Origin of the sequence: Bosea sp. AS-1, assembly GCF_002220095.1 — a bacterium.
Lineage (GTDB): Bacteria > Pseudomonadota > Alphaproteobacteria > Rhizobiales > Beijerinckiaceae > Allobosea.
The window spans coordinates 991,939-1,005,097 of the sequence record NZ_CP022372.1 but is presented as its reverse complement, the minus strand read 5'-3'; the positions used below and the strand labels follow the sequence as shown (position 1 = coordinate 1,005,097).

The 13,159-nt window shown below is 63.7% G+C and carries 11 protein-coding genes and 1 tRNA gene; 5 read left to right on the top strand and 7 right to left on the bottom strand.

The features are described 5' to 3' along the window. Positions 1-50: 50 nt before the first annotated feature. The 3 genes from CE453_RS06350 to CE453_RS06340 are packed head-to-tail and all read right to left on the bottom strand — an operon-like array spanning position 51 to position 3,319. Complete coding sequence (locus CE453_RS06350; protein WP_089173816.1) at positions 51-1,364, bottom strand: ABC transporter substrate-binding protein; 1,314 nt, start codon at positions 1,362-1,364, stop codon at positions 51-53. A 31-nt stretch (positions 1,365-1,395) separates the two neighbouring features. After that, positions 1,396-2,142, bottom strand: coding sequence for a GntR family transcriptional regulator (locus CE453_RS06345; protein ID WP_198302281.1), 747 nt, complete (start codon positions 2,140-2,142; stop codon positions 1,396-1,398). Then, on the bottom strand, positions 2,123-3,319 hold the full coding sequence (locus CE453_RS06340) for a mandelate racemase/muconate lactonizing enzyme family protein (RefSeq protein WP_198302280.1): 1,197 nt from the start codon (positions 3,317-3,319) through the stop codon (positions 2,123-2,125). Before CE453_RS06340 ends, CE453_RS06345 begins: the two co-directional genes overlap by 20 nt. Before the next feature lie 260 nt (positions 3,320-3,579). On the opposite strand from CE453_RS06340, the gene CE453_RS06335 reads away from it, so the two are divergent. Both CE453_RS06335 and CE453_RS06330 read left to right on the top strand, forming a co-directional pair. After that, positions 3,580-3,656 (top strand) — tRNA-Arg (locus CE453_RS06335). A gap of 22 nt (positions 3,657-3,678) precedes the next feature. Beyond that, positions 3,679-3,861 (top strand): hypothetical protein, encoded by a 183-nt coding sequence (locus tag CE453_RS06330; RefSeq protein ID WP_089173813.1) that lies wholly within the window; start codon positions 3,679-3,681, stop codon positions 3,859-3,861. A 596-nt stretch (positions 3,862-4,457) separates the two neighbouring features. Here CE453_RS06330 and CE453_RS06325 read toward each other — a convergent pair. The 3 genes from CE453_RS06325 to CE453_RS06315 all read right to left on the bottom strand — a co-directional run bounded on the left by CE453_RS06325 (position 4,458) and on the right by CE453_RS06315 (position 8,900). Beyond that, complete coding sequence (locus tag CE453_RS06325) at positions 4,458-5,843, bottom strand: NCS2 family permease (RefSeq protein WP_089177741.1); 1,386 nt, start codon at positions 5,841-5,843, stop codon at positions 4,458-4,460. A gap of 57 nt (positions 5,844-5,900) precedes the next feature. Further along, the gene (locus tag CE453_RS06320; RefSeq protein WP_089173812.1) at positions 5,901-7,775 is read right to left on the bottom strand and encodes an adenine deaminase; all 1,875 of its coding nucleotides are present in this window, start codon (positions 7,773-7,775) and stop codon (positions 5,901-5,903) included. A 228-nt stretch (positions 7,776-8,003) separates the two neighbouring features. Further along, positions 8,004-8,900, bottom strand: a complete 897-nt coding sequence (locus tag CE453_RS06315) for a LysR family transcriptional regulator (protein WP_089173811.1) — start codon at positions 8,898-8,900, stop codon at positions 8,004-8,006. Between the two features lie 91 nt (positions 8,901-8,991). On the opposite strand from CE453_RS06315, the gene CE453_RS06310 reads away from it, so the two are divergent. Continuing rightward, the gene (locus CE453_RS06310; protein ID WP_089173810.1) at positions 8,992-10,362 is read left to right on the top strand and encodes an MFS transporter; all 1,371 of its coding nucleotides are present in this window, start codon (positions 8,992-8,994) and stop codon (positions 10,360-10,362) included. 198 nt (positions 10,363-10,560) lie between these two features. Here the strand turns inward: CE453_RS06310 and CE453_RS06305 are convergent, their stop codons facing one another. Further along, positions 10,561-11,349, bottom strand: coding sequence for an IclR family transcriptional regulator (locus tag CE453_RS06305; protein ID WP_089173809.1), 789 nt, complete (start codon positions 11,347-11,349; stop codon positions 10,561-10,563). 94 nt (positions 11,350-11,443) lie between these two features. Between CE453_RS06305 and CE453_RS06300 the strand changes: the two genes are divergently transcribed. Both CE453_RS06300 and CE453_RS06295 read left to right on the top strand, forming a co-directional pair. Beyond that, the gene (locus tag CE453_RS06300; RefSeq protein WP_089173808.1) at positions 11,444-12,205 is read left to right on the top strand and encodes an SDR family NAD(P)-dependent oxidoreductase; all 762 of its coding nucleotides are present in this window, start codon (positions 11,444-11,446) and stop codon (positions 12,203-12,205) included. Between the two features lie 9 nt (positions 12,206-12,214). Further along, positions 12,215-13,159, top strand: a complete 945-nt coding sequence (locus tag CE453_RS06295; RefSeq protein ID WP_089173807.1) for a polysaccharide deacetylase family protein — start codon at positions 12,215-12,217, stop codon at positions 13,157-13,159.

The following is a 13,159-nucleotide window of genomic DNA, read 5'->3' as shown; positions in this document are numbered from 1 at the left end:
AGCGATCCCTGATCGAAGGCGGAGCCGCTCGGGCTCCGCCTGGGCGCACATCAGCGATTGTTCTGGCGGTTGAAGCGGGCTTCCGCCTCTTCGAGGGCTGTCTTGACCGCGACGCCGTCGACGATGATGCGCTGCGTCGCCTTGTTCAGCGCCTGCCGATAGCCGCCGACATTGAACTCGATCGGGGTCAGCCAGCCATATTTGCTCGCGCCCTCGCCGGCGACACGGATATAGCCATTGCCCGGCTGGTCGACGAAGGACGCGACCGCCTTGGCGGTCGAGGCCATCAGCGGCGATTGCCCGCCGACGGTGACCCAGATCTTCTCGGATTCCGCGCCGAGGAGATAGTCGACGAACTTGCCGGCCTCCTCCTTCTGCTGGCCCTTGGACCAGACGCCCACGGCCCAGCCGGCCATGACGGCGGGGGAGTGAGCTGTCTTGCCGTTGCCGGGCCACAGCATCTGGCCGACATTCTCCTTGCCCAGCTTGGCCTGGAGCGAGGAGACGCGCACGCTCGGGCCCTGGATCATCGCGACGCGGTCGGAGGAGAACTGCTCGAACAAATCGTCGACCGTCCAGGTCGCCGATTGCGGCGGCGAGACCTGGTACTTCTTGATCAGGTCGGTCGCGAAAGTCATGCCCGCAATACCCGCAGGGCTGGCGAAATTGGCCTTCCCATCTGGCTTGAACAGCTGCTCTCCCTCGCCGAGGAGATAGGGGATCATCATGTGCGGGTCGGCCTGCTGCTCGCTGAAGCCCTGGGCGTAGCCGTAGCGCGTCACCTGTCCCGCGGCATTCTTCACTGTCAGCTTCTCGGCCGCAGCCCGAAGATCGTCCCAGGTCTTGATCGAGGCCGGGTCGATGCCGGCCGCCTTCAGCAGGTCCGCCCGGTAGAGAATCGAGATGTAGTTCGGCGAGGCGAACATCGCATATTGCTTGTCGCCCTTCTTGGTCAGGTCCCAATAGGCGCTGGCATGGTCCTTGACCTGGTCGGCGGGCCATTTCCTGATGAACAGCTCGTTGAGGTCGGCCAGCGACCCAGAACCGATCGCATCGCCGAGGAAGTCGGTCACGACCCAGCTGATGTCGGGCGCATTGCCGGCGCGGTGAGCCGCCAGGAACTTCGGCGTCATCTGATCCCAGACCTGGGTCTCGACGACGATCTTCGTGCCGGGATTGGCGGCCTCGTAGTTCTTGATGATCTGCGCCAGCGCGACCTCGCGCGGTGTCGTCCCGGTGGCGCTCAGGAACGTCCACATGCGGATCGTCTTGGTCTGCGCCGAGACTGAGGCCTGCGGAATCAAAGCGCTCGCGAACGCGCAGCCGAAGGCCGCGAGCGTAGTCAGAAGCTGACGTCTCTGCATTATGATGTCCTCCCCTTGAGAATGCGGCCGATTAGCTTCGGCTCTGTGCGAGTTCCTCGATCACGTTGCGGGCCTTGAGATCGGCCAGCGCGTCCTTGAGCGAGCGGCCGAGATGGGCGCGTACCGCCTTGGCGTAGTCGCTCGGATTGCGGTCGCGCAGCGCCTTGATGATGGCGCTGTGCTCCACGGCCTCGGAGGCGTGGCGCGCGCGCCAGGTCTCGATGCCGCGCTGGATCCAGGCATGCAGCACCTGCATCTGGATGCCGCGATAGGTCGAAAGCAGCAGGTCGTTGCCGCTGAACTCGACGATCCTGTGGTGGAAGCTGGCGTTCTGCTCGTGCCGGTCCTTATGCGAGATCGCATGCGGCTCGACCGAAAGGCGCTGGTGGATGGCCTCGAGCTCGTCGATCGCCGCATCTGCCAGCGCGCCGGCCTTCAGCCGATCGATCATCAGTTCGCCGGCCATGAGTTCGATCGCCAGGCGCACCTGCCAGAGGTCGAGGACCTGTTTCGCGTCGGGATCGCGAATATGATAGCCGCGCCGCTGGATGACCTCGATGAAACCCTCCGCGGCGAGCCGCATCAGGGCCTCGCGCACCGGCGTCAGGCTGACATTGAAGTGCTCGGCGAGCTTTTCTGGATAGAGCCGGGTTCCGCGCTCGAAATAGCCGAACACGATCATGTCGAGCAGCGTGCGCCGCAAGGTCTCGGCGAGCGTCTCGCCCGGCTTGCCGACGAGCTCGCCCAGATCTTCAGGACTACGCACCGATATGGGCATGGATCCGCTCCTTGTTCGCCTCCAGGCCGCCGAGGGCATAGCGCTCCAGGCGTCCGAAATCCGGCTCGCCGCCGTGGCCCGGGACATCCTGGGCCACGAGCTGCCCGCCTTCGGTGATGAGCGGGCGTGCCGCCATCTCGTCGCGCAGCGGGTTGAGCAGCCGGTTCGCCTCATAGGCATGGACGGCAGGCGCCGCCCGGCAGGTATGCACCGCAGCCGAGACGGCGACGCAGGTGCCGACGCCATGGGGCGCCATCGCGATGCCGGAACGCGCGCAGAGCGCGCCGATCGCCATCAGGCCGGATACGCCGCCCGCGCGCGAGATATTGGGCTGAAGGAAGTCGACCGCATCGGCGGCGACGAGCTTGGCATGGGCGCTGAGCGTGAAGTCGTTCTCGCCGGCCGCGATCGGCACCGGCGACGCCTTGCGGACCTCCGCCAGGGCCTGCGGGTCGTCCGGCGGCACGGGTTCCTCGAACCAGCCGATATTGTAAGGCGCCAGCGCCTTCGCGACCGCGATCGCCGTGGCCACGTCGTAGGCGCAGTTCGCATCGAGATAGAGCGCGGCCTGAGGTCCCATCTCGCCGCGCACGGCCGCGATGTGATCGATGTCGGTCGCAAGGCCCCGGCCGACCTTCAGCTTGATCGCGGTGTAGCCCTGGTCGAGATAGGCGCGCGCCGCGCGTGCCGACTTGTCGGGATGATCCTGGAAGCCGACCGGGCTGACATAGGTCGCAACCGGCCCCGGAGTGCCGCCGAGCAGCGTCGCCAGGGGGAGGCCGGCGGCGCGCGCCTTGAGGTCCCACAGGGCGATGTCGACGCCGCTCAGCGCTTCGATCGCCGGGCCGCGCGTGCTGCCCATCGCCGTGAAGTAGCGCTCCAGATCGGCCAGCATCTCCGTGGGCTCGCCGATGGCCGAGCCGATCAAAGCCGGCGCGATGACGCCGTTGATGATCGCCGTGGCAGCGCCAGCGTGAGGCAGCCCGAAAGCCTCGCCATAGCCCACCGCACCATCGTCGCTTTCCACCACGACCAGCGTGGAAACCTGACCGGTCCGCGGGATGCGTCGGAAATGCGCGGCCGGAGCGAGCAGCTCCGCCGGCACCTTGTCGATGCCGCCGAATACGTCCGCGAACCGCGCTTCGAGCTGGATCGCCCTGAGTCGAGAAACTTTCACTGGCCGCATCTCCAATATTATAAATTATAATTTATTTTTTTGAATGAGACGTCAAGAGACATGCGATGCGCGCGATGTCGATTGCCTATCTCGTTCGATCGCTGGCCTCGGGCGAGCCGCAAGCTCCCGGCCGTTGCGGCCACACTCCTGCGCCCTGGCGCACTTCGAACGTGCGCCCCTTGCCCTCGAAGAACTTCACGGCACCCAAAAATCCCGCATTGCCGAAGCGGCGGGGATCGGCTATCCAGCCTCCACGGTTAGCGCCCGTAGCTCAGCTGGATAGAGCGTTGCCCTCCGAAGGCAAAGGTCACACGTTCGAATCGTGTCGGGCGCGCCAGTTTTCTTAATGAACCAATATCTTGGTCGACCGCTCGCATCTTGCGGACTTCGGCAGCACCTTCCCACGCAAGCGCTACGTCGCGTTTCGTGCGCTGTCGAAAACGGCGTCAGGCGCGTTTCTGCAGGATTCGAAGTCCTCTGCTGCCATTCTTGGCGAACGCATTTTCGGCTCGAGACACAGCGTGGCGCGCACCAATTCCTGATAGGTGGACCGCAGGGGCCCTTGTCCGCAGGTGGCCTCTCCTGGCGTTCGGAGTGGCCGGTCTCCGGGGGGGTAGTATGAAGGCTGGCGGCGGCGCCAGAATGACCAAATGGCGGACGTTGAGAAGGTGCGCCCTCCCACACCGGTTCGGACATGTCAGCTTCTCGAAATCAATTGTGGGTAGCGGAATGACCGATTTGGGTCGCGGCGACGAGGAGTTTTTCCGAAGGGCGTTGCAGATTTTGCTTCGCAGGTGAGTGACGAAAGGGCGAAGCAAAAGCCAAGACAAGATCCATTTTCTTGCCACAAGACAGCTCTCCGAGAGTGATATTTCTTTCTTTACGTAATGAAATTAATACTCTCTTGTTTAACGATGTATAAGGGCAAAATTTTAGCGTGTCGAATTGCAAAAATCGCTGAGCAGAGAGCCGGAATGTTGGCGAAACCGAATCCTACGCGCGACCCTAAGGCGCCAAATACCTCAAGCCGCACTGGCGCTGCGCTGAACGGTGGCTTCAGCGCAGCGCTGCAGGAACGTAAGCATAATGCCTTATCATCTCGCCGACCTCGGATCCTGGCCCGGCGAAGGCGCCGTTGTCACATCAGGCGGCTGGTGACCACGAAGAACAGCACGAAAACCACGCCGAGACCCCAGACCACGGGAGTGACTTCCGAGCGCCGGTTCAGCGCGAGGCAAAGCAGGATATAGGCGAAGGTGCCGATCGCCATGCCGTTGATCAGGTTGTTGCTGAGCACGGTGACCAGCAACATCAGCACCACCGGGACCGCGTTGGCGAGATCCCCGAGATCGATCCGCCCCAGGCCCTGCAGCATGAAGATGCCGACCAGGACCAGCGCGGGGGCCGTGGCCTGCGGCGGGATAATGACGAAGACCGGCCAGATGAACAGCGCGAGGACGAAGCCGAGCGCGACCACGACCGAGGTCAGACCGGTGCGGCCGCCGGCCTGCACACCGGTGACGGATTCGATGAAGGCGGTGACGACCGAGGTGCCGAGCAGCGGCCCGACGATGGTCGCCGTCGCATCGGTCGAGAAAGCGGCCGTGGCATTGGGGATCGAGCCGTCGGGCTTGCGCAGATTCGCGGCGCCTGTGACGCCGATCAGCGTCGCCAGCGTGCTGAAGAATTCGCCGCAGAGAAAATAGAACAGCAGCGGCAGCGCCACCAGAAAATGCGAGACGAGATAGCTGAAATCGAGCGCCAGGAAGGTACTGTGCGGCCATTTCGGCAAGGCGAAAATCGCGGCCGGCAGGCTCGTCACCATCGTGCCATCAGGCTTCAGCGGTACGAAAAGCCCGATCAGCGTGATCGCTGCGATCGACAGGATGAGCGCGCCAGGGATGCCGCGCGCTACGAGGATCGGCGTGATTAGGATGCCGGCGAGCGTCAGCAGCACGGGCGGGCTAGCAAGTGAGCCCATTGCGACATAGGTGCTGGGATTGGCGACAATGAAGCCGGCGCCGCGCAGGCCGATGAAGACTATCAGCGTGCCGACCGCGGCCTGGATGCCGACCTTCAGAACCTCCGGCACCTCCTTCGCGACCTTCTCGCGGACCTTGGACAGGCTGAGTACGAGGAAGATCACGCCGGAGATGAAGACCATGGCGAGCGCGCCCTGCCACGGGATACCCATCTGCTTCACCATCACATAGGCGAAGACGATGTTGGAGCCCATGGCCGGCGCCACCGCCAGAGGCAGGTTGGCAGTCAGCCCCATCATCAGGCTGCCGAAGATCGCGGCGAGCGCCGTCGCGATGACGAGGTCGCCGCGATCCATCCCGGCCGCCGACATGATCGCCGGGTTGACCGCAACGATATAGGCCATGGCCGCGAAGGTGGTGATGCCGGCGATCACCTCCTGCGGCACGGAGCTGCCGCGCTCGGTGAGCTTGAAGCGGCGGTCGAGCCAGCCGCCCGAATGAGTCTTGGGCGGGTTCGCCGGTCCGGATGTCGATGTCGTCATGAAGCCCCCTTGCCCGGCCGCGTCGGACCGGGTCTTGCCGATCTGAAAGCGCCGCACCTACCAGACGATCGGATGCACCTGCCCGGTCTGCACGTTGACGAAACCCTGCGGCGCCTGCTCGCAAGGGGCCACCAGCACCCAGCGCCAGGGCGCGCAGGTCAGGGTGGCGAAGATCAGGCGTTCGGGGAACCCCGGGAACCAGCGCGGATGGAAGGTTGGCTCGTACATCCACTCGATCGTCTCGGCGGCTGCGTAGAGCGCCTGCATCTCGGCGTCGAGCGCCTCGGGCGAGCGACAGCTCATCAGCCCTCCGATCTCGTAGCTGACCGTCGCCAGCACCTTGCCGTCGCGCACCAGCGCCCAGCCGCCCTGCAGCTCGTTCAAAGTGTTGACGGCGAGCGCCATCGCCGCGTCGGAGGAGCCGACGGCCCAGATATTATGCTTGTCATGCGCGACCGAGCAGGCGAGCGCCGTATCGGGCGTGCGCGGGCCGCAGCCGAGCCAGAACATCTTCGCCACCTTGCCCTCGCCCGAGAAGCGGTCGACGATCGCGAATTTGGTGATGTTGCGGGCGGAATCACGCTGCACCGTCCCGTCCTCGACCGTCAGGTCGGCGGTGATGAAGTCGTCGGCCCAGTGGAACGGCCGCAGCAGCGCCGCCTGCATCGTCGCGCGCCCCGGCCCGGCCGGAATCGCAAAATCATCGGCGGTGAGGCTGCGCTGGATGTTGACGGTCTCACGCGCCCATTCTGGCCAGTCGATCGTCGGTACCGGGCCGGTATAGCGCGTGCCTTCGGAGACGGGGCGGCCATCCGCCCAGACCTCGGCGATGGTGAGGTCCTTCACCTCGGACAGCAGCACGATATCGGCGAAGCGGCCCGGCGCCAGGCTGCCAACCCAGGGCGTCAATCGCATATGCCGCGCCGGATTGATGGTGATGCACTGGATCGCGATCTCGGGCGCCAGCCCATGCCGGATGGCGAGGCGGGCATTGTGGTCGGTGGCGCCGAGCTTGAAGGTGTCGGAGACGCTGCGGTCATCGGTGGTGAAGGCGATCTGAGACCAATCGGAAAGCCCCTTCCCGATCAGCCAGGGGATCACTTCCGGCATCGAATAGGGCCGCAGTTCGACGAAGACGCCGTGCGCCAGCTTCTCCCAGACCTCCTCCGGCAGCCAGGCCTCGTGATCCGAGGCGAGGCCGGCGGCGGCGAAGGCGCTGATCGTGGCAATGTCGCGCAAGCCCGCGCCATGGCCTTCGACCACACCGCGCTGCTCGAAGGTGGCGCGGATCATGCCCCAGAGCCGCTGGTAGGACGGGTTCGTGGGGTCGGACAAGCCGGGCCAATCCATGACCTCGTCGAGGCCGGCGACCATCAGGCTCTCCTTCAGGAAGCCCTTCTGCTCGTCATAGCCGAACCAGCCGCCGCCCCATTCATAGGCAGTCGGCGGTACCGCAGAGCCCGGCAACGGGAATATCTTGAGCGGCGAGCCGTGGCGGCGAGCCTCCAGCCAGAAGGTGAGGTTGTTCGGCCCGTCGACATTGGAGAATTCGTGGCTCGCCTCGCAGGTCCAGGTATTGCCGCGCGGCAGCACCAGCGCCGCCTCCCATTCTGGCGTCAGATGCGTGCTCTCGATATGCTTGTGGACCTCGCCGAAGCCGGGGACGGCAGCGAGCCCGGGCTTTTCGACACGCTGCGCAGCCGTGCCGGGGAAGGTTCCAGCGGGACCGGTCCAGGCGATGCGCCGGCCCTTGATCGCGATCTCCTGATCCTCGCGCCAGCTTCGCGTATGGACATCGAAGAGCCGCTCGACCCGCAGCAGCATATCGGCCGGGCGCTTGCCGAGCGCTGTCAGGACCAGGTCCTGCCGGATCGCGACCTCGTCAGCTGCGCCGATCAGCAGGTCGTCTGGAAGAACGGGCGCGGTCGCCATGGGGATGTCTCCGGGAGAGGAAAGCGCTCCTTAAGCCGGCTTCCGGAGGCCGCCAACCCCCGTGGAACCATGGCCGATCTTCGCTCGCCGTGGGTCCGCTCGGCTATGGGCTGACCTGCGGCGCGGCCGGGCCCGGTGATGCGGCGCCGGTTCGTCCACTCATCTCTTGCGGCGGGAGACCAAATCCCCCTCTTCTCCCCCAAACTCGCCTCACCAGCCGACATGCGGTCATGGGCCTTTACGGAACGCCTCGAACACCATCGCGCGGAGCCAGCGATGGCCGATGTCGGCATCCATTCGCGGGTGCCAAATCTGCGACACAACGACCTCGGGCATCGGAATCGGTAGATCGAAGAGCGCTGTGTCGTATCCCGGCAGTGCCAAGCAAGCCGAGCGCGGAACAAGACCCAAGAGATCGGAGGCCGCGGCCACGGCGATCACCGCGGGAAAGCCCGGGACGATGACAGCCACCCGACGCACAAGTCCATGGACAGCAAGCGCTTCGTCTGCCGGGCTGGATCGATCCCGCCGCCGCGCGAACACCACATGACCCCAGGTGCACAGGCGTTCTGGAGTGATTGGCGCATCGAAGAGGGGATGGCCAGCCCGCGCGACACCCACGTAAGCATCGCGATACAGGGTCTGGGCGCGAAGTTCGCCGCCATCTCCAGAGATCACCCCGATCTCGATATCGACCGTACCCTCCCGCAGGGGCCCGATATCCTTGTCGGGCTTGGGCATGAAGCGCAGCCGCACGCCGGGTGCCACAGCAGATACTGCTGCGCTCAGCTTTGCGGCATAGAGCTGCGTAAAGGCCTCGTTGGCACGGATCGTGAACTCGCGCTCCATGCTCCGGGGATCGACCGGTGGCGGCGGCCGCAGGACCCCCTGTACGCCCACCAGCAGTGTATGGACCTGTTCGGCGATGGTCTCGGCATGGGGCGTAAGCACCATCGCACGACCGGCCGGCGCCAATATCGGATCGCCAAGCGCCTTCCTGAGCCGCGACAAGGTTCGGCTCATCGCGGAAGTGCTGAGCCGAAGCCTGAGTGCGGCCCGCGTCACGCTACGTTCCTGAAGCAGAACATCGAGGGCATTCAGCAGGTTCAGATCAATGTCAGACATGGCGTTCTACGCAAACATCAGTTGAATTCGTTGCGTCTGGTGCAATTTCCGACGGCGGCATATCAGGATGGAGCCACCACGGAAAGCTCCCATGCTCCAGCCTGCTCTCGACATCCACGCCGACGGCCTGCCAGCGCCACGTCGCTACCTTGCAATCGCCGTCCTCCTCCTGACATTGGTGCTGGTAGTGCTCGACAGCGCCATAGCCAATGTCGCCCTGCCCACGATCGCGGCCTCCTTGCATGCCAGCCCGAGCGACACGATTTGGGTCGTTTCGAGCTACCAGCTCGCGGTGCTGATTGCGCTGCTGCCCTGCGGCGCCATCGGCGAGATGATCGGAGCCCGACGGGTCTTCCTCGCGGGTGTCGCGCTCTTCACCCTGGCCTCGGCGGCTTGCGCCTTCTCAGGGACACTGCACATGCTGGTGGCAGCGCGGTTCGTCCAAGGTCTCGGCGGCGGCGCTGTCATGGCCTTGGGTGTTACGAACTTGCGGCTCTCGGTGCCGCAGCGCCTCCTCGGCACGATCATCGGTATCAATGCGATGACGATCGCCATCTCCTCGGCGGCGGGGCCTGGCATTGCGGGCGCTATCCTCGCGATTGCACCTTGGCCCTGGCTCTTCGCCGTCAACGTCCCACTTGGCATCATCGTGCTAGCGTCTGGCCCCGTTCTGGTCCGAACGGCTGGCGTGGCGCGCCGGCTCGATGGCAGGGCGATGGCAGCAAACACTCTGATGTTCGTCCTGTTCTTTCTCGGTACTGAGCGTGTCGTGCAGTCACCGGTGACGGGCGGCCTGCTGATCGCTGTGTCGGTCGCCTGCTTCTTCATCTTGCTGCGGATCGAGCGCCGAAGTGCGGCACCGCTTGTGCCGACGGACCTTTTCGCTGCAGCGGCCTTCCGGTTCTCCGTCATTGCATCGATCTGCTGCTTTACCGGCCAGATGCTGGGCCTGCTCGCCCTGCCCTTTTATCTCCAGCACAGGCTCGGCATGATGGCGACCCAGGCAGGCCTTTACATGATGCCTTGGCCTGCGGCGGTGGCGGTGATCGCACCGATTTCCGGATGGTTGGCCAATCGCGTAAAGACGGCGTGGCTCTGCGCCACGGGCGGAGCCCTGCTGGCCATTGGACTTGCGAGTATCGGCCTGTTGCCGGCTGGTCCACACGGAGCGGTTTTTATCATGGGCACGCTGGTTGCCGGTCTCGGCTTCGGCCTCTTCCAAACCCCGAACAACCGCGTCCTGCTGCTGTCGGCCCCCAAGACGCGCAGCGGTGCTGCCGGCGCCATGCAAGGCACTGCGCGGCTGGCCGGCCAGACCCTTGGCGCCATCGCGATGGCAGCCATCTTCGAGGTCATCCCGCTCGCTTCCGCACCAGAAGTTGCACTGGTGTTGGCCGCAATCTTCGCTAGCCTCGCCGCGATCGTCAGCCTGGCTCGCGTGCACCACGAGGTTGCGGGCTGAAACAGATCATGTTGCCTGGACTACCGGCTCTGAATGACAATCAGTGGGGATGCTGGTGGGTATGCCGGCACGAAGCGGCACGTTGGCTCGGACCGGCTGAAGCTGTTGAATAGCACCAGGCAGCAGTTCGCAACGAAGATTCCGGCAGAAAACTCAAACAGTCGCTAGAAATGGTCATTATTGGACTAATAGACGCGTTTATTCTGCGAATGAAGCTTCATGACCCGAGGATGTTCTATGGCCCAAACGACCGCTAATGCGACGCGCGGCATCCTTGAGCAGATCAGCAAGCTCTCGCGCGCGAACGTGATATCTCAGTGCTACAACGCCAAGGTTGAGCGCGGCTATGACCTTGCCTTCTCTCCCCCAAATCGGTGCGGCAAGCCCCGTGGATCCCGTTACGTGCTCCTCGTCGCTGACGGCAAAGCCTTCCGCGCGGATCGTATCGAACATTCCCTTTATCGCGTCGGGATCCGTGACGGTCTTAGGAGTCCTCGGCACGAGATGCGCCCTCGCAAAATAACCGTCGGTAAGAATTGGGTCCCAGTGAGCGAGTAGGAGGCGGCCGGTCGCCGAGCAGTAAGAATCGGAAAGACCATCCAGTTCGATATCGTAGCGGACAGCCTGCCGGCTCACGCATTTGGCAATGCGCCGGCAATCGCCTCGTTGAGTTAGAACCGCCAGCATTACGGTCTCGCCGCTCTCATCGCGAAGCTGTTCCATGATGGGATGGGCTGCTGAAAGAAGGCGAGCTTCCAAGGCTCGCGACGCCGATTGATGGCGGCTCGCATGGACAAGAACGTAGCGCTCGGTTGCATCCTGAATCGCGTACCCGCGTGAGACTAGGGTCTGCGCGAGCGCATGAGCGCTACTCTTCGGAAATCCTAGCGCTGCGACGATCTCCTTGAGTTTCACGGGTTCCGAACAGCCGGCGAGGTACTCCAGCAGGTCCAATACACGCGCTGCAGATTTGACCTCAGTGTTCATGGATGTGAACCGAATCTCTCTTGGCGAACTAATTTGCCGGCAGTAGGCTCTCTCTTAATCAAGAGGAAATCAACACTCTTGAAAGAGGGATGCTATGAATTCAAGCAACGCTGCGCCCGTGGCGATTGTCACGGGTGGCGCGCGAGGTATTGGGCGCGCTTGTGCCCTGTCTCTTGCAAAGGCTGGATCGGATGTTGCACTCGTTGATCTGTTGGCAGAGGAGCTAAGCCGCACTTCTGAAGAGGTAAAGGCGCTTGGACGCCGTGCTCTGACTTTCAAGTCGAATGTCATATTCAAAGAAGAAGCGAGTCGTATTGTTGCCGAAGTGGTCGGGGAATGGGGGCGCGTCGACGTCCTCGTGAACAATGCCGGCAAGGGGATGCCGAAAGGCATCTTCGAGATCACTGAAGCCGAGTTCGACCACACGATCGCTCTCAATCTGAAGAGCTGCTTCAACTATATCCAGGCTGTCGCGCCGATAATGCAGCGCCAGGGTGCCGGGCGCATCATCTCGATGTCGTCGCTGAATGCGCATTCTGGCGGTGTGACGGCTGCCGTCAGCCGGTTCGCCTACGCGGCGGCCAAGGCCGGGATCATCGGGATGACCCGCGCCCTCGCCAAAGAGCTCGGCCCGGAGATCCTTATCAATGCCGTCTGCCCCGGCATCATCGAGACCGAAGTCGGCAACACGCTGACCCGAGCCCGCGGCCCCGCGATTGCCGATGCCGGCATCGCGCTGAAGCGAATGGGCAAGCCCGACGACGTGGCAGAGCTCGTCACGTTCCTCGCAACCTCGAACCCCTGCTTCATCACAGGCCAAGACATCGTGGTGGACGGGTTCCAGTTCAATCGCTGAGTGATCCCAATGAACGTCACCCTGCCTCCCGACACCAAGCCCTGGACATGGAGTGAGGAGACCTGGCGTCAGGTTGTGAATCATGTCCGGGCAGGGCGGTCGCTCAAGCCTGGAGTCTGGAAGAATGGCGCCAAGTTTGCCGTCGCCCTGTCCTTCGACTCCGATCACGAGACGAATGAGCTCCGGGAGGGCGGACGCTCCTATTCCAAGCTGAGCCAGGGGCAATACGGCAATCGCTCCGGCATTCCGCGCATCCTTGCAACTCTTGCCCGTCACTCGGTCCCCGCCAGCTTCTTCATGCCAGCCGTCGCCGCGCTTTTGCATGACCCGGAAGCCCGTTCAGTTGCGGATGCCGGGCATGAGGTGGCGATCCATAGTTGGATTCACGAGCTCAACTCGGTGCTCGATTACGATACGGAGCGCGATCTGGCGCTGCGTGCCCGTGACACGTTGACGAAGCTCACCGGCCGGGAGCCGAAAGGAATGCGGACGGCGTCATGGGATTTCAGCCCGTGGACGCTGAAGATCGTTCGCGAGATGGGGCTGCTCTACGATTCGTCATTGATGGCGGACGACGAGCCCTACGAGCTTCTCGACGAAGGTCAGCCGACCGGAATCGTAGAGTTGCCGGTGGAGTGGATCCGGGACGATGCCGTCTACTTCGGCATGGATCGCTTCAAGGGGCTGCGGCCTCACAGCGGGCCGCCCATGGTACTCGATCTCTTCCTGCGGGAACTCGACGTCGCTGCGGAAGAAGGGGGGCTGTTCCAGCTGACGATGCACCCGCACATCATCGGGCACCGCTCGCGGATATTCATTCTCGACGAAGTGATCAGGGCGGCGAAAGCAAAGGGCTCCGTCTGGTTCGCGACACACGAGGAGATTTGCCGCTATTGCGCTGATGAAGCCGGTCTTGGGACTCCTATCCCGTCAGCCACCAACAGCCGGGGCTGA

What these genes read in the sequence shown, in the direction of transcription:
- CE453_RS06300 (WP_089173808.1), top strand. Translation starts at nt 11,444, where the DNA reads ATGAATTCAAGCAACGCTGCGCCCGTGGCGATTGTCACGGGTGGCGCG.
- CE453_RS06315 (WP_089173811.1), bottom strand. Translation starts at nt 8,900, where the DNA reads ATGTCTGACATTGATCTGAACCTGCTGAATGCCCTCGATGTTCTGCTT.
- CE453_RS06305 (WP_089173809.1), bottom strand. Translation starts at nt 11,349, where the DNA reads ATGAACACTGAGGTCAAATCTGCAGCGCGTGTATTGGACCTGCTGGAG.
- CE453_RS06320 (WP_089173812.1), bottom strand. Translation starts at nt 7,775, where the DNA reads ATGGCGACCGCGCCCGTTCTTCCAGACGACCTGCTGATCGGCGCAGCT.
- CE453_RS06310 (WP_089173810.1), top strand. Translation starts at nt 8,992, where the DNA reads ATGCTCCAGCCTGCTCTCGACATCCACGCCGACGGCCTGCCAGCGCCA.
- CE453_RS06325 (WP_089177741.1), bottom strand. Translation starts at nt 5,843, where the DNA reads ATGACGACATCGACATCCGGACCGGCGAACCCGCCCAAGACTCATTCG.
- CE453_RS06295 (WP_089173807.1), top strand. Translation starts at nt 12,215, where the DNA reads ATGAACGTCACCCTGCCTCCCGACACCAAGCCCTGGACATGGAGTGAG.
- CE453_RS06345 (WP_198302281.1), bottom strand. Translation starts at nt 2,142, where the DNA reads ATGCCCATATCGGTGCGTAGTCCTGAAGATCTGGGCGAGCTCGTCGGC.
- CE453_RS06350 (WP_089173816.1), bottom strand. Translation starts at nt 1,364, where the DNA reads ATGCAGAGACGTCAGCTTCTGACTACGCTCGCGGCCTTCGGCTGCGCG.